21 protein-coding genes are annotated in these 19,078 nt (G+C 68.5%); 16 read left to right on the top strand and 5 right to left on the bottom strand.

Features of this window, described 5'->3' with window-relative positions; translation table 11 throughout:
- Positions 1–114: 114 nt before the first annotated feature.
- On the bottom strand, positions 115–813 hold the full coding sequence (gene lexA / locus ITJ57_RS12385; protein ID WP_056012094.1) for a transcriptional repressor LexA: 699 nt from the start codon (positions 811–813) through the stop codon (positions 115–117).
- A 271-nt stretch (positions 814–1,084) separates the two neighbouring features.
- On the opposite strand from lexA, the gene ITJ57_RS12380 reads away from it, so the two are divergent.
- Positions 1,085–1,477 carry a LysM peptidoglycan-binding domain-containing protein gene (locus ITJ57_RS12380; protein WP_194670441.1) on the top strand — a complete coding sequence of 131 codons (393 nt, stop codon included), beginning with the start codon at positions 1,085–1,087 and terminating at the stop codon, positions 1,475–1,477.
- 69 nt (positions 1,478–1,546) lie between these two features.
- The gene (locus tag ITJ57_RS12375; protein ID WP_194670440.1) at positions 1,547–2,626 is read left to right on the top strand and encodes a histidinol-phosphate transaminase; all 1,080 of its coding nucleotides are present in this window, start codon (positions 1,547–1,549) and stop codon (positions 2,624–2,626) included.
- Positions 2,627–2,668: 42 nt separating this feature from the next.
- Here the strand turns inward: ITJ57_RS12375 and sufU are convergent, their stop codons facing one another.
- Positions 2,669–3,103 carry a Fe-S cluster assembly sulfur transfer protein SufU gene (sufU, locus tag ITJ57_RS12370; RefSeq protein ID WP_194670439.1) on the bottom strand — a complete coding sequence of 145 codons (435 nt, stop codon included), beginning with the start codon at positions 3,101–3,103 and terminating at the stop codon, positions 2,669–2,671.
- The gene (locus ITJ57_RS12365; protein ID WP_194670438.1) at positions 3,100–4,407 is read right to left on the bottom strand and encodes a SufS family cysteine desulfurase; all 1,308 of its coding nucleotides are present in this window, start codon (positions 4,405–4,407) and stop codon (positions 3,100–3,102) included. Before ITJ57_RS12365 ends, sufU begins: the two co-directional genes overlap by 4 nt.
- A gap of 110 nt (positions 4,408–4,517) precedes the next feature.
- Between ITJ57_RS12365 and hisB the strand changes: the two genes are divergently transcribed.
- The 4 genes from hisB to ITJ57_RS12345 all read left to right on the top strand — a co-directional run bounded on the left by hisB (position 4,518) and on the right by ITJ57_RS12345 (position 7,384).
- Complete coding sequence (hisB, locus tag ITJ57_RS12360) at positions 4,518–5,126, top strand: imidazoleglycerol-phosphate dehydratase HisB (protein ID WP_194670437.1); 609 nt, start codon at positions 4,518–4,520, stop codon at positions 5,124–5,126.
- Positions 5,123–5,758: an imidazole glycerol phosphate synthase subunit HisH gene (hisH, locus tag ITJ57_RS12355; protein ID WP_194670436.1), complete on the top strand. Its 636-nt coding sequence runs from the start codon at positions 5,123–5,125 to the stop codon at positions 5,756–5,758. Before hisB ends, hisH begins: the two co-directional genes overlap by 4 nt.
- Before the next feature lie 86 nt (positions 5,759–5,844).
- On the top strand, positions 5,845–6,591 hold the full coding sequence (priA, locus tag ITJ57_RS12350; protein ID WP_194670435.1) for a bifunctional 1-(5-phosphoribosyl)-5-((5-phosphoribosylamino)methylideneamino)imidazole-4-carboxamide isomerase/phosphoribosylanthranilate isomerase PriA: 747 nt from the start codon (positions 5,845–5,847) through the stop codon (positions 6,589–6,591).
- Positions 6,575–7,384, top strand: coding sequence for an SseB family protein (locus tag ITJ57_RS12345; RefSeq protein WP_194670434.1), 810 nt, complete (start codon positions 6,575–6,577; stop codon positions 7,382–7,384). The genes priA and ITJ57_RS12345 overlap by 17 nt, the downstream gene beginning before the upstream one ends.
- 47 nt (positions 7,385–7,431) lie before the next feature.
- On the opposite strand, the gene ITJ57_RS12340 is transcribed toward ITJ57_RS12345, so the two are convergent.
- Positions 7,432–7,803 (bottom strand): DUF1844 domain-containing protein, encoded by a 372-nt coding sequence (locus tag ITJ57_RS12340; RefSeq protein WP_137243218.1) that lies wholly within the window; start codon positions 7,801–7,803, stop codon positions 7,432–7,434.
- A gap of 238 nt (positions 7,804–8,041) precedes the next feature.
- Here ITJ57_RS12340 and infC point away from each other — a divergent pair, with 238 nt between their 5' ends.
- The 10 genes from infC to pheT all read left to right on the top strand — a co-directional run bounded on the left by infC (position 8,042) and on the right by pheT (position 17,421).
- Positions 8,042–8,701, top strand: a complete 660-nt coding sequence (infC, locus tag ITJ57_RS12335) for a translation initiation factor IF-3 (protein ID WP_370582375.1) — start codon at positions 8,042–8,044, stop codon at positions 8,699–8,701.
- A gap of 15 nt (positions 8,702–8,716) precedes the next feature.
- Positions 8,717–8,911: a 50S ribosomal protein L35 gene (gene rpmI, locus ITJ57_RS12330; protein ID WP_056012069.1), complete on the top strand. Its 195-nt coding sequence runs from the start codon at positions 8,717–8,719 to the stop codon at positions 8,909–8,911.
- A gap of 27 nt (positions 8,912–8,938) precedes the next feature.
- A complete protein-coding gene (gene rplT, locus ITJ57_RS12325) occupies positions 8,939–9,325 on the top strand; it encodes a 50S ribosomal protein L20 (RefSeq protein ID WP_056012066.1) in 387 nt (128 codons plus the stop codon).
- A 101-nt stretch (positions 9,326–9,426) separates the two neighbouring features.
- Positions 9,427–10,227 carry an RNA methyltransferase gene (locus ITJ57_RS12320; RefSeq protein WP_194670433.1) on the top strand — a complete coding sequence of 267 codons (801 nt, stop codon included), beginning with the start codon at positions 9,427–9,429 and terminating at the stop codon, positions 10,225–10,227.
- A 211-nt stretch (positions 10,228–10,438) separates the two neighbouring features.
- On the top strand, positions 10,439–11,158 hold the full coding sequence (locus tag ITJ57_RS12315) for an amino acid ABC transporter ATP-binding protein (RefSeq protein ID WP_194671442.1): 720 nt from the start codon (positions 10,439–10,441) through the stop codon (positions 11,156–11,158).
- 91 nt (positions 11,159–11,249) lie between these two features.
- Entirely contained in the window at positions 11,250–12,146 is an 897-nt protein-coding gene (locus tag ITJ57_RS12310; protein WP_056012056.1) for a glutamate ABC transporter substrate-binding protein, read from the top strand.
- A 107-nt stretch (positions 12,147–12,253) separates the two neighbouring features.
- The gene (locus tag ITJ57_RS12305) at positions 12,254–12,901 is read left to right on the top strand and encodes an amino acid ABC transporter permease (RefSeq protein WP_056013357.1); all 648 of its coding nucleotides are present in this window, start codon (positions 12,254–12,256) and stop codon (positions 12,899–12,901) included.
- Positions 12,898–13,797, top strand: a complete 900-nt coding sequence (locus ITJ57_RS12300) for an amino acid ABC transporter permease (RefSeq protein ID WP_194670432.1) — start codon at positions 12,898–12,900, stop codon at positions 13,795–13,797. Before ITJ57_RS12305 ends, ITJ57_RS12300 begins: the two co-directional genes overlap by 4 nt.
- Positions 13,798–13,864: 67 nt before the next feature.
- Positions 13,865–14,905: a phenylalanine--tRNA ligase subunit alpha gene (gene pheS / locus ITJ57_RS12295; RefSeq protein WP_194670431.1), complete on the top strand. Its 1,041-nt coding sequence runs from the start codon at positions 13,865–13,867 to the stop codon at positions 14,903–14,905.
- 2 nt (positions 14,906–14,907) lie between these two features.
- Positions 14,908–17,421, top strand: a complete 2,514-nt coding sequence (gene pheT, locus ITJ57_RS12290; protein ID WP_194670430.1) for a phenylalanine--tRNA ligase subunit beta — start codon at positions 14,908–14,910, stop codon at positions 17,419–17,421.
- 69 nt (positions 17,422–17,490) lie between these two features.
- Here pheT and ITJ57_RS12285 read toward each other — a convergent pair whose 3' ends face one another.
- Positions 17,491–19,050: a UDP-N-acetylglucosamine 1-carboxyvinyltransferase gene (locus ITJ57_RS12285; protein ID WP_194670429.1), complete on the bottom strand. Its 1,560-nt coding sequence runs from the start codon at positions 19,048–19,050 to the stop codon at positions 17,491–17,493.
- Between the last annotated feature and the right edge of the window lie 28 nt (positions 19,051–19,078).

Here is a 19,078-nt window from a genome sequence, read left to right as displayed (position 1 = left end):
GCGCCGCTCCAAGGCCGAGCTGCGTCGAGTCGAGCCGACCGGACCGGTTCAGACGGAGACGGGCCGGGACGATCGTCTGATCGTCCCGGCCCGTCGTCGTCCGCCGTGCTGTCGTCAGACGGTCCTGAGCACCGCGACGACCTTGCCCAGCACCTCGGCGTGGTCGCCGAGGATGGGCTCGAACGCCGAGTTGCGGGGGAGGAGCCAGGTATGGCCGTCGCGCTGACGGAACACCTTCACCGTCGCCTCCTCGTCGAGCATGGCGGCGACGATCTCGCCGTTCTCCGCGGTCTTCTGTTCACGGATGACGACCCAGTCACCGTCGCAGATGGCGGCGTCGACCATGGAGTCGCCCACGACCTTGAGCATGAAGAGACTGCCCTTCCCGACCAGCTGGCGCGGGAGGGGGAAGATCTCTTCGACCTGCTGCTCTGCCGTGATGGGGATACCGGCGGCGATCCGACCGACGAGCGGCACCATCGCCGCGTCACCGACCGGGGGAGCGGTGTCCGGGTCGCTGCCTTCGACCGCGCTCGGGAGGTCGATGAGCACCTCGATGGCGCGGGGGCGGTTGGGGTCGCGCCGGAGGTAACCGCTGAGTTCGAGCTGACCGAGTTGGTGGGTCACGCTGGAGAGCGACGCGAGCCCGACGGCGTCACCGATCTCGCGCATGCTCGGCGGATACCCCCGCTGTGAGACCGAGCGCTGGATGACGTCGAGGATCGCGAGCTGCTTGTCGCTCAGACTCTTCCGCCGCCGGGTGCCGCCGACCTGACGCTCCCGCGCGCCGTCGCCCGCCGTGTTCGCTGCCATCTTCGCTCCTGCCCTGATCGGCTGTCGGTGACCGATGTCGGTGGGTGGTGGTGTACTGCTTCCAACACTCGAAACTGTATCCGCCCCAGCTCGACCAGACAAACATCTGTTCGAGCGTGTCGTCGATTTGCCGACGTGAAGGTACGAATACAGGGTTGAGTATTCGAACAATCGAAGATATATTCGGAACACAGGTTCGTATCCGGCTCTCTCGGCCGAGGGCCGGATACGAGTCCTCATCACACGATGAGCACACACTTGGAGGGTTGACATGAGCGCAGCACTGATCGGGTCACACGCAACGGTTTCCACGCGCACCGCGCAGGCACCGGCGTCGGACGCGCGGCCCGCGCGTCGGCTCCGTCTCACACGACGCGGGCGGGTCGTCTTCACCACGCTCGCCGCCATCCCTCTCGTCATCGGCGTCGCGGTCGTCGGCCTCTCTGCCGGTGGGGCTGCCGCCAACACCGCAGTCGCGGGGACGACCTTCAGCTACATCACGGTCGACCCGGGTGAGTCGCTCTGGCAGCTCGCCGAGTCCATCGCCCCGGATGCGGACCCTCGCGACGTGATCGCCGAGATCATGAACCTCAACCAGCTGAGCACCGCCGGCGTCGAGCCCGGGCAACGTCTGGCCATCCCGCAGCGGTACGCAGCGGAGTAAGGGCAGCGCGCTGCTCGGTAGCGTTCCGGAGCGCGGCTACCGCCGCGTGCGACTGGCTACGATTGTCGGGTGACTGCTCTCGACGACCTCCCCATCCGCGACGACCTCCGAGGACAGCGTCCGTACGGTGCCCCACAGGCGCAGGTGCCGGTGGCGCTGAACGTCAACGAGAACACGCATCCCATTCCTGAGGCCGTGGCGCACGACATCGTCGCCTCGTTGGCTTCCGCCGTCCTCACCGTCAACCGCTACCCGGACCGCGAGTTCACCGTCCTCAGGAAGGCCCTGGCCGAGTACCTGGGTCACGGCGTCGCTCCGGAACAGATCTGGGCGGGCAACGGTTCGAACGAGGTCCTGCAGCACATCCTGCAGGCGTTCGGTGGCCCCGGCCGTTCCCTGCTTGGATTCGTCCCGACGTATTCGATGTACCCGTTGCTCGCCGCGGGCGTCGGCACGACGTGGATCCCGGCGGAACGCGACCTGGAGTTCGAACTCTCACCGGAGACGGCGGCACGGCAGGTGGCGGAGGCCGACCCAGACCTCGTGTTCCTCTGCTCGCCGAACAACCCGACGGGCACACCGCTCTCGCTGGAGACCGTCGCCGCGGTGTACGAGGCGTCGCGGGGCATTGTCGTCGTCGACGAGGCGTACGCGGAGTTCGCCCACGATGACGAGGCGAGCGCCCTGCGTCTGCTCGAGGGGCGGCCCCGCCTCATCGTGTCGCGGACGATGAGCAAGGCGTTCGCCTTCGCGGGTGTCCGGCTCGGCTACCTCGCTGCGGACCCGGCCGTCGTGGACGCCCTCCGGCTGGTCCGGCTGCCGTATCACTTGAGTGCGCTCACGCAGGCCGCCGCCACCGCCGCGCTGCGCCACGCAGACGAGATGCTGGCGATGGTCGACGACATCCGATCGCAGCGGGATCGCCTGGTGGTCGAACTCGGGCGCCTCGGCTACGACCCGAAGCGGAGCGGCGCGAACTTCGTGCTCTTCGGCGGTGTCGCAGACCCGCACGCCGCCTTCGAGGCGCTGCTGGCGAGGGGCGTCCTGATCCGCGACGTCGGCATCCCGAACCACCTGCGGGTCACCGCCGGCACGGAGTCGGAGACGACTGCGTTCCTGGAGGCGCTGGCAGCCATCAGCCCTGCGTGACGCGGGCGGTCGGCGCGCCGATCGACCGTGCACCGGGTCCGCTCACAGCCGTGAGACGGCCTCCTCGGCGGCGACCCAGGGCAGCATCGCGCACTTGACGCGGGCGATGTAGCGCGAGACGCCTCCGAAGGCCGCGGCATCGCCGAAGCGTTCCTCATCGAACTGCAGGGTGCCGCGCGATCGGATGACCGTGCGGAACTCCTCGATGAGGGTCTGGAGCTCGCCGGGGGTGAGGCCGGGTGCGAGGTCGCTCAGGCAGGAGCTCGAGGCCTGGGAGATCGAACAGCCGTGCCCCTCCCAGGCGATCGCCCGGAGGCTGCCGTCGGACTCGAGGTGGAGCTGCAGGGTGACCTCGTCGCCGCAGGTGGGGTTGAGCTGATGCGATTCGGCTGCGGGGTCGTCCTGCAGGCCGAACCCGTGCCGCTGCCGGGCGTGGTCAAGGATGAGCTCCTGGTACAGGCTCTCGAGACCGCTCATCGCCCCACCCCGAAGAACGGACCGACGAGTGCGGCGGCGTCCAGGAACGCCTCGATCTCGGACTCGAGCGTGTAGAGGTAGCTGCTGGCGCGCGTCGAAGCGGTCAGGCCGAGCCTGCGGTGCAACGGTTGGGCGCAGTGGTGCCCGACCCGCACCGCGATCCCGCGATCGTCGAAGAACTGCCCGACGTCGTGCGCGTGCACACCCGCCACGTCGAAACTCGCGAGGCCGGCTCGAGGTGAGCCCGGTTGCGGCCCGATCAGACGGATCCCGGGGACGGCGGCGAGACCGGCCGCGAGCCGGCGGCCGTACGCGGCCTCGGTGGCATGGATGCGGTCCATGCCGACGTCCTGCAGGAATCGGACCGCGCTCGCGAGCGCGATCGCCTGCGAGACCGGCTGCGTACCGGCCTCGAACCGCTGCGGAGCCGGCAGGAACTCGGCGCCGTCCAACGTGACGATCGTGATCATCGATCCGCCCGTGAGGAAGGGGGGAAGCGCGTCGAGCAACGCACGGCGACCCCAGAGGGCACCGATGCCGTTCGGGCCCAGCATCTTGTGGCCGGAGAACACGAGGAAGTCGACGCCGAGCTCCGTGACGTCGACCGGGAGGTGCGGCACCGACTGGCAGGCGTCCAGCACCGTGAGCGCGCCGACGCGCTGGGCGAGGGCGACGAGCTCGGTGACGGGGGCGATCGCGCCGGTCACGTTCGACACGTGCGCGAAGGCGAGGATCCGGGCGCGGTCGCCGATGACGGCGGTGGCGGCGTCCAGCGAGAGGACGCCGTTCTCGTCGACGGGCAGATGACGGAGGGTGGCGCCCGTCCGTGCGGCGAGCTGCTGCCAAGGGATGAGGTTCGCGTGGTGTTCGAGTTCCGTGACGACGATCTCGTCGCCGGGCCCGAGGCCGAACCGCTCGGCCGCTGCGCCGCCGAGTCCGGCGCTCGCGTTCCCGATCGCCCCGGCGATGATGTTGAGGGCGGCTGTGGCACCGGACGTCCACACGAGTTCGCGCTCGTCCGCACCGATGAATGCTGCGACCGTCGCCCGTGCGTCCTCGAAGGATTCGGTCGCCTCCGCGGCCAGGAGATGGGCGCCGCGATGGACCGCTGCGTTCGCATGGGTCGCGAAGTGCCGTTCGGCGTCGAGGACCTCGGTCGGACGCTGGGAGGTGGCGCCTGAGTCCAGGTACACGAGCGGGTGCCCGTTCATCTCGCGGGCGAGGATCGGGAACCGCTCCCGGAGTGCGGCGATCTCCGCCTGGTCGAGAGCGGCGGCCGGCGTGGTGCTGAGTGAGGAAGTCATGACCTCTCAACGATAGGCGTCGTGTCGGACGGTCGCTCCCGGATGACGTGGCGACCACCGTCGTCCGACACACGGCGTGTGACGCTCACGCCCTCGATACACTGGAACGCATGACCACGCAGCAGCGAACGGCCCGGATCCAGCGCTCGACGAGCGAATCCAGCATCGAGCTGGAACTGGACCTCGACGGCACCGGTACGAGCAGCATCGAGACCTCCGTCCCGTTCTACGACCACCTGCTCACGGCGTTCGCGAAGCACTCGCTGACCGACCTGACCGTGCGCGCGACCGGCGACGTCGACATCGACGTCCACCACACGGTCGAGGACGTCGGCATCGCCCTCGGGCAGGCGATCCGCCAGGCGCTCGGCGACAAGTCGGGGATCTCGCGCTATGGCGACGCCCTCGTCCCGCTCGACGAGGCGCTCGTCCAGGCCGTGGTCGACATCTCCGGCCGCCCGTACCTCGTGCACGGGGGTGAGCCTGCCGGGTTCGAGTTCCACTTGATCGGCGGACACTTCACCGGGTCGATGGTGCGTCACGTCTTCGAGGCGATCACCTTCAACGCCGGTCTCACGGTGCACGTCAACGTGCTCGCCGGCCGCGACCCGCACCACATCGCCGAGGCGGAGTTCAAGGCGTTCGCGCGTGCCTTCCGTCGGGCGAAGGCGCTGGATCCGCTGGTCCAGGGCATCCCGTCGACGAAGGGTTCGCTGTGACGGCGCGCCCGTCGGTGGTCGTCCTCGACTACGGTTCCGGCAACGTCCACTCCGCCGTGAAGGCGCTCGAGCTCGCCGGCGCCGATGTCGTCCTGACGGGGGACCGCAAGGCCGCCCAAGCCGCAGACGGACTCGTCGTCCCGGGTGTCGGCGCCTTCGACGCGGTCATCGGCGCCCTGCGTTCCTCCCACGGCGACGAGGTCATCGACCGCCGTCTCGCCGGAGGCCGACCGGTCCTCGGCATCTGCGTGGGCATGCAGGTCATGTTCGAGCGCGGGGTGGAGCGCGGTTCCGAGGCCGAGGGGCTCGGCGAGTGGCCGGGCGCCGTCACCGAACTCACCGCACCGGTGCTGCCGCACATGGGCTGGAACACGGTCGCGCCGGACGCCGGCTCGGTCCTCTTCGACGGCCTGGCCGACGAGCGGTTCTACTTCGTCCACTCCTACGCGGCCCAGTCCTGGACCCTGGAGGTCATGCCGCCGTTCCCCGAGCCACGCCTCACCTGGGCGACCCACGGGGTGCCCTTCCTCGCCGCCGTCGAGAACGGTCCGTTGTCGGCGACGCAGTTCCACCCCGAGAAGTCGGGTACCGCCGGGATCCGCCTCCTGTCCAACTGGCTCGGCACGCTCTAGCCCGACTAGGATCAGGTGTTTGTGCCACGAGGCATCCTGTGCGCCGACGCCCGACGGGCTGGCCGCTTCCGAAGAGACGGTGGATCATGAACGAGTTCAACACGACGGCCGGCCTGACCCTGCTGCCGGCGATCGACATCGTGGACGGGAAGGCCGTCCGCCTGACGCGCGGCGAGGCCGGTTCCGAGACGAACTACGGGGAACCCGTCGATGCGGCTCTGGACTGGGCCCGTCAGGGCGCTGAGTGGATCCACCTCGTCGACCTCGACGCCGCGTTCGGCCGGGGCGACAACCGTGCGATCATCCGGAAGGTCATCTCGAAGGCGCGCGGGGTGAACATCGAACTCTCCGGTGGCATCCGCGACGACGCCTCCCTGGAGCAGGCGCTGGAGACGGGCGTCAAGCGCGTGAACCTCGGAACCGCGGCGCTCGAGAACCCCGAATGGGCGGCGAGTGTGATCGCCCAGTACGGCGAGGCGATCGCGGTCGGTCTCGACGTCCGGGGGACGACCCTGGCGGCCCGCGGGTGGACGCAGGACGCGGGCGACCTCTGGACCGTACTCGACCGCCTCGAGGAGGCGGGCTGCGCCCGGTACGTCGTGACCGACGTGACCAAGGACGGGACGATGCAGGGCCCGAACATCGAGTTGCTCCGACAGGTGATCGACCGCACCGACCGGCCGGTCGTCGCCTCCGGCGGGATCTCGAGCCTCGACGACCTGGTCGCGCTGCGTGAACTCGTCCCGTTCGGCCTCGAAGGGGCGATCATCGGGAAGGCACTGTACAACGGTGCCTTCACCCTGGCCGAGGCGCTGGATGTCTCCGGCAACTGACGACGGTCCCGAGCCCGGCCAGCACCACCACCCGACGCCGGGTGGCGCCGATTCCGCCGGCCAGCCCTGGGCCGGTCGACGGTTCCAGCAGAACGCGAGCTCGGGCGACGACGGCAGCGCGCCGGAACGCCTGATCGAGGCCCTGCGGCGGTTCCGCGCCGGTGAGGTCGGTGAGGCGGAGGTCGTCGACGCCTTCCGGGACTCACGACTGCTCATCCCGCTCGTGGCGCACCTCGGCGAGGCCGGGAGCAATGAGCACGGTCAGCTGGTGGACAAGTCGCAGGAGCTGTCGATCGTGACCGTGACCGGCCCCGACGGTCGGACGGTCCTCCCGGTGTTCAGCTCGGTGGGGGCCATGTCAGTCTGGAACGGCACGGCCCGGCCGATCCCCGCCGACGGTGTCCGGGTCGCGCTGGCTGCCGCGAGTGAGCAGACCGACGTCGTGGTGCTCGATCCGACGTCGACGACGGAGTTCGCCATCCGTCGGCCGGCGCTCTGGGCCATCGCACAGTCACAGCCGTGGACGCCGAGCTTCAGCGACGAATCGGTTCGGCAGGCGTTCGAACGGTCGATCGAACCGGAACTCGCGGTCGTGACCGTGCGGCTGCGTGCCGGTGACCCCGAAGCGAAGCTGGCCGGATCCGAGCTGGTGGTCGAACTCGGGCTGCTGCAGGGCCTCACCCAGCAGGAACTCGACGCGGTACTCGCCCGGCTCGCCCAGCGGTGGGCGGCCGACGAGACGATCGCCACCCGGGTGGATTCACTCGCCGTCTCGCTCCGTCCCGCAGACTGACCGCGCCGCTCGCCGACCGTTCTCCGGCCGGCGAGGCGGCAACCGGATCAGGTGACCGGGCCGGTCCACTTCTCGCCGGGCCCCTTGCCGATGGGGTCCTGGATGGCCGAGGCCTCCCGGAAGGCGAGCTGCAGCGAACGGAGGCCGTCGCGCAGTGAACGGGCGTGCATGTCGCTGATCTCTGGAGCCCCCGCGGTGATGAGGCCGGCGAGGGCGTTGATCAGCTTCCGGGCCTCGTCGAGGTCGGTCTGGGCGTCGGGGGCGTCGGCGAGGCCGCACTTGACCGCTGCGGCGCTCATGAGGTGCACGGCGGCGGTGGTGATGACTTCGACGGCGGGGACGTCCGCGATGTCGCGGGTGGCCTGATCGGCTCCGCCCGACTCGTCGTCGTGGTCGTAAGGGCTGGTGGTGTTGTTCACGTGGATCCTCTGTTAGACTCGTGCGGTGCTCCGAGACATGTCTCGGTACGAAAGAGGAGATTCTCCCACCCGCGCTTGACCGCTTCATTAGGTTACCGGGTTGTCACGCTCCGCCCGACGCTTCACGGCTTCGGGTAGCCAGGGCGTGGTGCCTTCCGGCACGGTGTTCATGAACACCGCTCGGGGGTACGGGTGTGTGGTGAACCGAATTCGTCGCGTCGCAGGTATCGGACCTGCCGTGTGGCATCCCACCCAGTCAGAGGAGCTCCGCATCAGCGATCCCCGTACCAATGACCGTATCCGCGTTCCGGAGGTCCGACTCGTCGGTCCCGGCGGAGAACAGGTCGGCGTCGTCAAAATCGAGGTCGCCCTTCGCCTCGCGCAGGAAGCGGATCTCGACCTCGTCGAGGTCGCACCCAACTCCAAGCCGCCCGTCGCGAAGATCATGGACTACGGCAAGTTCAAGTACGAGGCTGCGCAGAAGGCCAAAGAGGCCCGGCGCAACCAGGCGAACACCATCCTCAAAGAGGTCCGGTTCCGCCTCAAGATCGATCAGCACGACTACGAGACCAAGCGCAAGCGCGCCGAGGGCTTCCTCAAGGCCGGCGACAAGGTGAAAGCCATGATCCAGTTCCGCGGCCGCGAGCAGTCCCGCCCAGAGCAGGGCGTCCGCCTGCTCCAGAAGTTCGCCGAGGACGTGTCCGAGTGGGGCACCGTCGAGTCCACCCCGATGGTCGACGGCCGCAACATGGTGATGGTCGTCGGGCCACTCAAGAACAAGTCCGAGGCCAAGGCCGAAGCCAACGCACAACGTGCGGCATCGAAGGCACGTCCGGCTGAAGCCGACGAAGCCGACGAGGCTGCTCCGGTGGAGTCATCCACCGACGAGAACCGATAAGAAACGAGGAATCCCATGCCGAAGCAGAAGACCCACTCCGGGGCCAAGAAGCGATTCAAGGTCACCGGCAGCGGCAAGCTGATGAAGCAGCAGGCCGGTATGCGACACAACCTGGAGAGCAAGTCCAGCCGTCGCACCCGTCGCCTGAACCAGGACCAGGTGCTGGCGCCCGCCGACGCCAAGGTCATGAAGAAGCTGCTCGGTCGCTAGACCGTTTACCCGTAAGGAACTAGGAACATGGCAAGAGTCAAAAGGGCGGTCAACGCTCACAAGAAGCGTCGCGTCATCCTCGAGCGCGCCGCCGGTTACCGCGGTCAGCGTTCGCGTCTGTACCGCAAGGCCAAGGAGCAGGTCACTCACTCCCTCGTCTACTCGTACCGTGACCGTCGTGCGCGCAAGGGTGACTTCCGTCGCCTCTGGATCCAGCGCATCAACGCCGCGTCGCGCGCCAACGGCATGACGTACAACCGCTTCATCCAGGGTCTCGGCCTCGCCGGTATCGAGGTCGACCGTCGCATGCTCGCCGAGCTCGCCGTGCACGAGCCCGCCACGTTCGCGGCGCTCGTCGCCTCGGCCAAGGCCGCGCTGCCCGCCGACACCTCGGCGCCGAAGGTCTCCGCCTAGTCGCAAGCCCTGCGCTCGTCCTCGGACGTGTTCGAACGGCCCGATCCCTCAGGGGATCGGGCCGTTTCGTCTGTCCGGAGCCTGCGCCCTAGGATGGGTGCGTGCTTGACAATCCGCGGTCCCCGCGCGTCCGATCCGTCGCCAAGCTCGCCAAGCGTCCGGCGAGACAGGAGACTGGCCTGTTCCTCCTCGAAGGACCACAGGCGGTGTCGGAGGCCCTGCAGTTCCGGCCCGACCTGATCCTCGAGTTGTACGCCACGCCGACGGCGCTCGAGCGCTACACCGAGATCGCCTCCGCCGCGTCAGCCGCGGGCCTCGAGATCGAGTTCGTCACGGAGCAGGTGCTCGAGTCGATGGCGGACACCGTCACACCGCAGGGGTTCATCGCGGTCGCGCAGCAGTTCCCGACCTCCATCAAGGACATCTTCGCCGGCGAGCCGCAGCTCGTCGTCATCCTGGAGGAGGTCCGCGATCCGGGCAACCTCGGGACGATCATCCGGGCGGCCGACGCCGCCGGAGCCGACGCCGTCGTCCTCAGCGGACGGACCGTCGACCTCTACAACCCCAAGGTCGTCCGGTCGACGACCGGCTCGCTGTTCCACCTGCCCGTCGCCGTGGGCGTCGAGTTGCCCGCCGTCCTGGAACGCGCGCGTGCCGCGGGTCTGCAGACGCTCGCGGCGGACATCAAGGGTGAAGACCTGCTGGCGGCGCGGTCCGAGGGCGTGCTCGCGCAGCCCACGGCCTGGGTGTTCGGCAATGAGGCCAGAGGGCTCACCGATGAGCACCTGGCACTGGTCGACCGCGCGGTCACGGTTCCGATCTACGGACGGGCCGAGAGCATGAACCTCGCGACGGCCGCGTCGGTCTGCGTGTTCGAGAGCGCGTTCGCGCAGCACGCCTGACCACGATCGGCCAGGTTACGAAACGGTAACCGTAGCGCTTCCGTCATGCGCATGAAACACGCGGTCACCTAGTTTGGGTTACATGGAGCCAACAGCGTCCCCGAACTCCGGCCCGACGGAACCCGAAGCCCCGTCGTCGCGCGGATCCGCCGGAGCATACGAGACCACCAGCAATCCGATTCAGGCGGGCCGGGGTGAGCCGCTCGTCGTCATGGAGGACGTCGAGAAGCACTACGGCGACTTCCATGCCCTGAAGCGCATCAACCTCACCGTCAACAAGGGCGAGGTCGTCGTCGTGATCGGGCCGTCCGGTTCCGGCAAGTCGACCCTGTGCCGCACGATCAACCGACTCGAGACGATCACCTCGGGGGAGATCCGGATCGACGGCAAGCGCCTCCCCGAGGAAGGCAAGCAACTCGCCGAGCTCCGGGCCGACGTCGGCATGGTCTTCCAGTCCTTCAACCTGTTCGCGCACAAGACCATCCGCGAGAACGTCACGCTCGGCCCGATCAAGGTGCGCAAACAGAAGAAGCGCGATGCCGACGACGCGGCGAAGGTGCTCCTCGAGCGCGTCGGTATCGGCGTACAGGCCGACAAGCTGCCCGCGCAGTTGTCCGGCGGACAGCAGCAGCGCGTCGCCATCGCCCGAGCCCTCGCCATGAAGCCCAAGGTCATGCTCTTCGACGAGCCCACCTCGGCGCTCGACCCCGAGATGATCAACGAGGTGCTCGACGTCATGGTGCAGCTCGCCAGCGAGGGCATGACGATGATCGTCGTCACCCACGAGATGGGCTTCGCCAGGAAGGCCGCCGACCGCGTGGTCTTCATGGCCGACGGGGAGATCCTCGAGGACACCGATCCGGAGTCGTTCTTCACGAACCCGCAGTCGGAGCGTGCGAAGGACTTCCTGTCGAAGCTCCTCACCCACTGACCCATCCCACTCCGGATCGCGCTCCCCGCGCGGCGACCCGGAACTGACCAACCGATCGGCCCGTCCCGGGCACCAAGGAAGGAAGGACAACATGCGCAAGAGGCTCATGTTCATCACCGCGGGAGTCGCTGCAGCAGCGCTCGCGCTCAGCGGGTGCAGCGGCGGCGACGCCGGCACCGGATCGACCGACGGCGCGTCCGACGGCGGCGCCCTCTTCGAGGTCGCCTCCGACGTCCAGCTCGAGGGCAGCCCCACCTACGACGCGATGGTGAAGGCCGACAAGGTCCGCATCGGCGTGAAGGAGGACCAGCCCGGTCTCGGGTACCTCGACGCGGCCACCGGCGAACGCTCCGGCTTCGACGTCGAGATGGCGACGTGGATCGCCGCATCGCTCGGCTTCGACGCCGACAAGATCGAGTTCAAGGCGATCCCCAGCGCGAACCGCGAGTCGGCGATCGTGAACGGCGACATCGACTACTACGTCGGGACCTACTCCATCACCGACAAGCGCAAGGAGCAGATCGACTTCGCCGGTCCGTACTTCGAGACCGGCCAGGGCCTGCTCGTCGCGGCGGACAACGACGACATCAAGGGCGAGGACGACCTCGCCGGCAAGACCGTCTGCTCGGCGACCGGTTCCACGCCCATCCAGAACATCAAGGACAACTTCCCCGACACCAAGACGGAGGAGTTCGACACCTACTCGCAGTGCGTCGAGGCGCTGAACGACGGCAAGGTCGACGCGGTCACCACCGACCAGGCCATCCTCATCGGCTACGCGGCGCAGTTCCCGGACACCCTCAAGGTGGTCGGCGAGCCGTTCAGCACCGAGCTCTACGGCATCGGTCTCCCGAAGGGTGACGACGCGCTCCGCCACTTCATCAACACGATGTTCACCGATGGTGGCGACACCTGGACGAAGATCTACGACGCGACCCTCGGAGCCTCGGGCACCAAGGTGACGCAGCCGGCGGTCGACGACTACTAAGCAGCGCCCCGGGCGGCCACGCACCAGTGGCCGTCCGGGGGAGCTGTCCCGTCGACTCCGCCCAGGCGCCCGCCACGGGCGTCCCCCTCCCGAAAGGCGTGCGCGACATGAACGTCCTGCTCGACAATCTCGACCTCTTCGTCACCGGCTTCCGCAACACCCTGTTGCTGTTCGTGGTGTCGGGGTTCTTCGCGCTCGTGCTCGGCACCATCGTCGGTGCGATGCGGGTGTCGCCGGTGCCGGCCATGCGCCTGTTCGGCACCGTGTACGTCAACACGGTGCGCAACACCCCGCTCACCCTCATCCTCTTCTTCTTCGCCTTCGGCTACCCCAAACTCGGGCTGCCGGAAGTGAGTTACACCACGCTCGCCATCATCGGCCTGAGCCTCTACACCGCGACCTACGTCGCCGAGGTCCTGCGTTCCGGCGTCAACACGGTGCCGATCGGCCAAGCCGAGGCCGCTCGTGCGATCGGGTTGCCGTTCGGGCAGACCATGACGCTCGTCATCCTCCCGCAGGCGTTCCGTGCGGTGCTGCCGCCGCTGTTCAGCGTGTTGATCGCCCTGCTCAAGAACACCACCGTCGCAGCGGGCTTCTCCGTCGCCGAAGCCGGCGCCATCCGCGCGAACCTGTCCGAGCGCGGTGAGCCGCTCCTCATCGGACTGCTCTGGGTGGCCCTCATCTTCGTCGCCCTCGTGTCGCTCCTGTCCCTCGCCCAACGGGCCTTCGAGAAGAAGTGGAGGATCGCGCGATGAGCTCCGTCCTGTTCGACACCCCCGGCCCGAAGGCCGTCGTCCGCTACCGGTGGATCGGCGTCGCCACCGTCCTCGTCGTCGCCGGCATCCTCACCTTCATCGTCTTCCGGTTCATCGAGACCGGGCAGTTCACCGCCTCGAAGTGGAAGCTCTTCACCTTCCCCCGGGTGTGGGAGCAGATCCTCCAGGCGACCGGTGCGACGCTGTCCGCCTTCGCGGTCGCGGCCGTCTGCAGCGTCATCCTCGGACTGGTACTGGCGATCGGTCGACTGTCGGACCACAAGATCATCAGCGTCCCGTTCACGATCTTCATCGAGTTCTTCCGGGCCGTCCCGGTCCTCATCCTGATGATGCTCATGTACTACGGCCTGCCGCCGCTCGGCTTCACCTTCGTGACACCGTTCGTCGCGGTGGTCGTGGCGCTCACGCTTTACAACGGGGCGGTGTTCTCCGAGATCTTCCGAGCGGGCATCGAGTCGCTCCCGAAGGGGCAGGGCGAGGCCGCGTACGCGATCGGGCTGCGCAAGTCCTCCGTCCTCCGTCTCATCCTGTTCCCGCAGGCGATCCGGGCGATGCTGCCCGTCATCATCGCGCAGCTCGTGGTCGCGTTGAAGGACACGGCGCTCGGGTTCCTCATCACCTACCAGGAGCTCCTGTACCTGGCGAAGCAGTTCGGCTCGCAGGCGCTGTACGGCAGTCCGATCATCCCGTCGATCATCGTGATGGGGTCGATCTACATCGTGCTCTGCCTCATCCTGTCGGGTGTCGCCAAGATCGTCGAGGTTCGCACGCGCCGTTCCCCTCGGACGCCGAAGGAGCAGGCCGCCCCCGAAGTGACGACCACCCAGCTGATCGGCGTGCAGCTCGGCGACCAGCCCGGACGCCCCACCCCCTGACGGCGCCGGCCGGGTGTCTTCCACCCGGTCGCGCCGCGAGGCGGGCGCCTGGGTAGACTTGGCTCTCGTGTCCGACGCATCCCCAATCTCCGAACCAGCGGTGAACGCCGCGGTCGATGCCGCTCTCGAAGCCATCGCCGCCGCCACCGACTCGGCCGCCCTGAAAGCGGTCCGATCAGCCCACGCCGGCGAGGCCTCCCCGCTCGCCGCCCTCAACGGGTCGCTCCGCAGCGTGCCGAACGATCAGAAGGCCGCGCTCGGCAAACTCGTCGGCCAGGCGCGTGGTCGGGTCGCCAAGGCGTTGGGCGCTCGCGAGGACGAGATCATCGCCGCTGAGACGGAGGCACGGCTCGCGGCCGAGACGATCGACGTCACGGCGGTGCCCCTGCGGCGTTCGGTCGGTGCCAGGCACCCGCTCACCCTGCTGCAGGACCGGGTGTCGGACATCTTCGTCGGCATGGGGTGGGAGATCGCCGAGGGGCCGGAGGTCGAGAGCGAGTGGTTCAACTTCGACGCCCTGAACTTCGACGCCGACCACCCGGCGCGTGCCATGCAGGACACCTTCTTCGTCGATCCGCTCGAGTCCCACCTCGTCCTCCGCACCCACACCTCACCGGTCCAGGTGCGGTCGCTGCTCGAGCGCGAGCTGCCCGTCTACGTCCTCGCGCCGGGCCGGGTGTACCGCACGGACGAACTCGACGCCACCCACACGCCCGTCTTCATGCAGTTCGAGGGCCTCGCCGTCGACAAGGGGCTCACGATGGCGCATCTCCGTGGCACGCTCGACCACTTCGTGAAGAGCGTCTTCGGCGACGACGCCAAGGTACGACTGCGCCCGAGCTACTTCCCGTTCACCGAGCCGAGCGCTGAGCTCGACTTCTGGCACCCGACCTTCAAGGACGGCCCGCGCTGGATCGAGTGGGGTGGTTGCGGCATGATCAACCCGAACGTGCTCCGTTCGGCGGGGATCGACCCGGACGTCTATTCGGGCTTCGCCTTCGGGATGGGTGTCGAGCGCGGGCTGATGCTCCGCGACGGCGTGCAGGACATGCGAGAGATGGTGGAGGGCGACGTCCGCTTCTCCCAGCAGTTCGGGATGGTGGTGTAGTCGTGCGTGTTCCATTGAGCTGGCTCGGGGAGTTCGTAGAACTCGCCCCGGGGACCACCCCTGATGACGTCCACGCTGCCCTCGTCCGTGTGGGGCTCGAGGAGGAGGACATCCATGTCTTCGAGCTGACCGGTCCCATCGTGGTCGGCGAGGTGCTCGAGTTCGTCGAGGAGCCCCAGTCCAACGGGAAGACCATCCGCTGGTGCCAGGTGCGCGTCGCCGAGGGCGACGACGAGGGTGCCGTGCGCGGTATCGTCTGCGGTGCCGGCAACTTCTTCGTCGGCGACCAGGTCGTCGTCACCCTGCCGGGCGCCGTGCTGCCCGGTCCGTTCCCGATCGCCGCGCGGAAGACCTACGGTCACGTGTCCGACGGCATGATCGCCTCCGCCCGCGAACTCGGCCTCGGCGAGGACCACGACGGCATCCTGCGTCTTTCGACGATCGGTGTGGAGGCTCCCGTCGGTACGGACGCCATCGCGTTGCTCGGTCTGGACGACGCCGCAGTCGAGCTGAACGTCACCCCCGACCGCGGCTACGCGTTCTCCATCCGCGGCGTGGCCCGCGAGTACTCGCACGCGACGGGAGCTCCGTTCCGCGACCCGGCGTCGAGCGTGCCGGAGGCCTTCACGACCGAACTCGAGGGGTTCCCCGTCACCATCGACGACGCGGCTCCGATCCGAGGCCGCGTCGGTTCGAGCGTCTTCGTGACGCGCGTGGTCCGCGAGGTCGACCCGAGCCGGCCGACGCCGCCCTGGATGGTCGCCAGGCTGAAGCTCGCGGGCATCCGCTCCGTCTCGCTCGTCGTCGACATCACGAACTACGTCATGCTCGAGCTCGGACAGCCGATCCACGGCTACGACCTCGACACGCTCACCGGAGGCATCGTCGTGCGACGCGCACGGGCGGGGGAGACCTTCGTCACCCTCGACGGTCAGGAACGGACGCTGCACGAGGAAGACCTCCTCATCACGGACGGCTCCGGTCCGATCGGTCTGGCGGGCGTCATGGGCGGCCTGAACACCGAGATCACCGACGCCACCCGGAACGTCCTCATCGAGGCGGCGAACTTCGACCAGGTGTCCATCGCCAGGAGCGCCCGTCGGCACAAGTTGCCGAGCGAGGCGTCCAAGCGCTTCGAGCGGGGCGTCGACCCACAGGTCGCGGTCGCAGCAGCCGGCCGTGTCGCGCAGTTGCTCGTCGACCTCGCGGGTGGTCGACCGGACGCGCTCGGATCGACCGTGGCCGCCGCTGCCGATCGTGAAGCGATCCTGCTGCCTGACGGGTACATCAACGGTCTCGTCGGTGTCGACTTCGGGTCGGAGGAGACCCGTTCTGCCCTCGCCGAGATCGGCGCAATCGTCACCTCCACCGACGGCGGACTCCTCGTGACACCGCCCAGCTGGCGCCACGACATCACCGGCAAGGAGGATCTCGCGGAGGAGGTCGCCCGCATCCTCGGGTACGACCGCATCCCGTCCGTGCTCCCGGTCGCCCCTCCCGGTCGCGGGCTCACCCGCTCGCAGCGACTCCGCCGAGGCGTCGCCGACGCGCTCGCCTACGGCGGTGCCACCGAGGTCCTGTCGTACCCGTTCGTCTCGGCCGAGGAGAACGCCCGCTTCGGTACCGCCCAGCCGGGGGAACTCCCGTCGGTGAAGCTCGCGAACCCCCTCGACGCCAAGGCTCCCTATCTCCGGGCGTCGATGTTGCCCGGACTCCTCACCGTCGCCCACCGCAACGTGTCGCGCGGCTTGACCGACCTGTCGATCTTCGAGCTCGGGTCGGTGTTCCGTCCGGCACGGCACGGCGCGTTCGGTCAGTCGGTGCTGCCGGAGGGCGCGGCCCGACCATCGGACGAGCAGCTCGACGAATTGGAAGCGGGCGTCCCGGCACAGCCGCGCCACCTCGGCTTCCTCGCGGTCGGCAACAGTGTGCCGAAACAACCGGGTCAGCCTGCGGTCGCTGCCGGGATCGCCGAGGCGCTCGAGGCCGTCCAGGCCGTGGCCGTCGCGACCGGTGTCGACATCACGGTGTCCCAGGGCGCACACCAGGCGATGCACCCTGGTCGTGCTGCGGCCCTGCATGTCGGTGACGTGCTGGTCGGGTACGCGGGTGAACTGCACCCGCAGGTCGCCGAGGCTGCCAACCTGCCGCGGGTCGTCGCGGTCGCGGAACTCGACCTCGACCGCATCATCGCCCTCGGCGACGCGGTACCCGAGGCGGTCGGCGTCCGGACGCTGCCTGCGGCGACGCAGGACCTGTCGCTGCTCGTGCCCGAGACGGTCGCCGCAGGCGCCGTGCTCGAGACCGTGCGGGACGGCGCTGGATCGCTGCTCGAGCAGATCCGCCTCGTCGACGACTACCGGGGCACGGGGGTCCCGACCGGGAGCAAGAGTCTCACCTTCGCGCTGCGCTTCCGAGCATCCGACCGCACGCTGACGGCTGCGGAGGCGAGCGATGCGAAGCTCGCCGGCGCGGCGGCGGCAGCCGAGCGGTTCGGCGCGAGTATCCGCGACTGAGTCGGTCCAGGACAGACGAAGCGGCCCCGCGGATCGATGATCTGCGGGGCCGCGTCCGTCGTCGGGGGCTCAGTCGCGGAAGGTCTCGATCGAGGCGCCGAGGGTGATGAGTCGTTCCTGCAGTTGCTCGTACCCACGAGCGATGATGTCGACGTTCCGCAGGACGCTCGTCCCCTTCGCCGCGAGCATGGCCAACAGGATGACGACGGCGGGTCGGAGTGCCGGCGGGCAGCTCACCTCGGCTCCGGACCAGTGCGTCGGACCGGAGACGTCGATGCGGTGCGGGTCGCGCAAGCGGACGTTCGCCCCGAGGCGCGTGAGGTCGGTGAGGTGGATCGCCCGACCCTCGTAGACCCAGTCGTGGATGAGGGTGTCGCCCTCCGCGCACGCGGCGATGACGGCGAAGAACGGCAGGTTGTCGATGTTCAGTCCGGGGAACGGCATCGGGTGGATCTTGTCGATCGGTGCGTGCAGCTTCGACGGGTGCACGGTGACGTCCACGAGCCGGGTGCGACCGTTCGCAGCCGGGTACTCGGGGGAGCGGGTGTGACGCAGTCCCATCTCACCGAGCGTGGCCAGTTCGATCTCCATGAACTCGATCGGGACCCGTGTGACGGTGATCTCCGAATCGGTGACGATCCCTGCGGTGAGCAGGCTCATCGCCTCCACCGGGTCCTCGCTCGGCCAGTAGTCCACGTCCTCGTTGATGACGCTGCGGCCCGTGATCCTGAGCGTCGTGCTGCCGATGCCGTCGATGGTGATGCCGAGGAGCTCGAGGTAGAAGCAGAGGTCCTGCACCATGTAGTTCGGGCTGGCGTTGCGGATGGTCGTGACCCCGTCCCGGACGGCGGCGGCCATGATCGCGTTCTCGGTGACGGTGTCGCCGCGTTCGGTCAACACGACGGTCAGCTCCTCGGGCACATCGGGAGCGACGGTGGCCTGGTACCACCCGGCCGTGGCCTCGATGGACAGGCCGAAGGGCCGCAGAGCGATGAGGTGGGGTTCGACCGTGCGCGTTCCGAGGTCGCAGCCGCCGGCGTAGGGCAGGGCGAAGGTGTCGTATCGGCCGAGCAACGGGCCGAGGAACATGAGCACGCTGCGGGTACGTCGTCCTGCGTCCTCGTCGATGCTCTCGAGCGAGAGGTCGTCGGGCACGTGGATCTCCACGTCCTGGCCGTCGGGCGACCACACGACGGAGACGCCGAGACTGCGCAGGACGTCGATGATGCGGTCGACTTCGACGATGCGGGCGATGCCGTGGAGGGTGGTGCGGCCGCGGTTCATGAGCGCCGCGCAGAGCAGGGCGACCGAGGCGTTCTTGCTCGAACGGACCTCGATGCTCCCGTGAAGTCGGCGTCCGCCCTGTACGCGGAGGTGCGAGTTCTTCTTCTGCTCGCCGAAACTGACGATCTCGCTCTCGAGCGCGGTGCTGATCCGGCTCAGAAGGTCGATACTGATGTTCTGGCTGCCCTGCTCGATCCGGTTGATCGCGCTCTGGCTCGTGCCGACGCGTTCAGCCAGTTGAGCCTGGGTGAGTTTGCGTCCCTGACGCGCCCCGCGGATGAGTGCCCCGACCTGCCGGAGCGGCGCAGCGGGGTCCGTTCGTTCAAACGTTGCCGTATCTTCCATGGCGTCACTCTATCTCAGATATGAGATA

It is taken from the genome of Plantibacter sp. VKM Ac-2880 (assembly GCF_015351235.1).
Taxonomy (GTDB): Bacteria; Actinomycetota; Actinomycetes; order Actinomycetales; family Microbacteriaceae; genus Plantibacter.
Note: the sequence above shows the minus strand (reverse complement) of the source record. Positions and strands in the feature narration are given on the sequence as shown.

What these genes read in the sequence shown, in the direction of transcription:
- rplT (WP_056012066.1), top strand. Translation starts at nt 8,939, where the DNA reads ATGGCAAGAGTCAAAAGGGCGGTCAACGCTCACAAGAAGCGTCGCGTC.
- ITJ57_RS12345 (WP_194670434.1), top strand. Translation starts at nt 6,575, where the DNA reads ATGTCTCCGGCAACTGACGACGGTCCCGAGCCCGGCCAGCACCACCAC.
- ITJ57_RS12305 (WP_056013357.1), top strand. Translation starts at nt 12,254, where the DNA reads ATGAACGTCCTGCTCGACAATCTCGACCTCTTCGTCACCGGCTTCCGC.
- ITJ57_RS12310 (WP_056012056.1), top strand. Translation starts at nt 11,250, where the DNA reads ATGCGCAAGAGGCTCATGTTCATCACCGCGGGAGTCGCTGCAGCAGCG.
- ITJ57_RS12300 (WP_194670432.1), top strand. Translation starts at nt 12,898, where the DNA reads ATGAGCTCCGTCCTGTTCGACACCCCCGGCCCGAAGGCCGTCGTCCGC.
- ITJ57_RS12380 (WP_194670441.1), top strand. Translation starts at nt 1,085, where the DNA reads ATGAGCGCAGCACTGATCGGGTCACACGCAACGGTTTCCACGCGCACC.
- ITJ57_RS12365 (WP_194670438.1), bottom strand. Translation starts at nt 4,407, where the DNA reads ATGACTTCCTCACTCAGCACCACGCCGGCCGCCGCTCTCGACCAGGCG.
- ITJ57_RS12315 (WP_194671442.1), top strand. Translation starts at nt 10,439, where the DNA reads ATGGAGGACGTCGAGAAGCACTACGGCGACTTCCATGCCCTGAAGCGC.
- lexA (WP_056012094.1), bottom strand. Translation starts at nt 813, where the DNA reads ATGGCAGCGAACACGGCGGGCGACGGCGCGCGGGAGCGTCAGGTCGGC.
- ITJ57_RS12285 (WP_194670429.1), bottom strand. Translation starts at nt 19,050, where the DNA reads ATGGAAGATACGGCAACGTTTGAACGAACGGACCCCGCTGCGCCGCTC.
- sufU (WP_194670439.1), bottom strand. Translation starts at nt 3,103, where the DNA reads ATGAGCGGTCTCGAGAGCCTGTACCAGGAGCTCATCCTTGACCACGCC.
- priA (WP_194670435.1), top strand. Translation starts at nt 5,845, where the DNA reads ATGAACGAGTTCAACACGACGGCCGGCCTGACCCTGCTGCCGGCGATC.
- hisB (WP_194670437.1), top strand. Translation starts at nt 4,518, where the DNA reads ATGACCACGCAGCAGCGAACGGCCCGGATCCAGCGCTCGACGAGCGAA.
- rpmI (WP_056012069.1), top strand. Translation starts at nt 8,717, where the DNA reads ATGCCGAAGCAGAAGACCCACTCCGGGGCCAAGAAGCGATTCAAGGTC.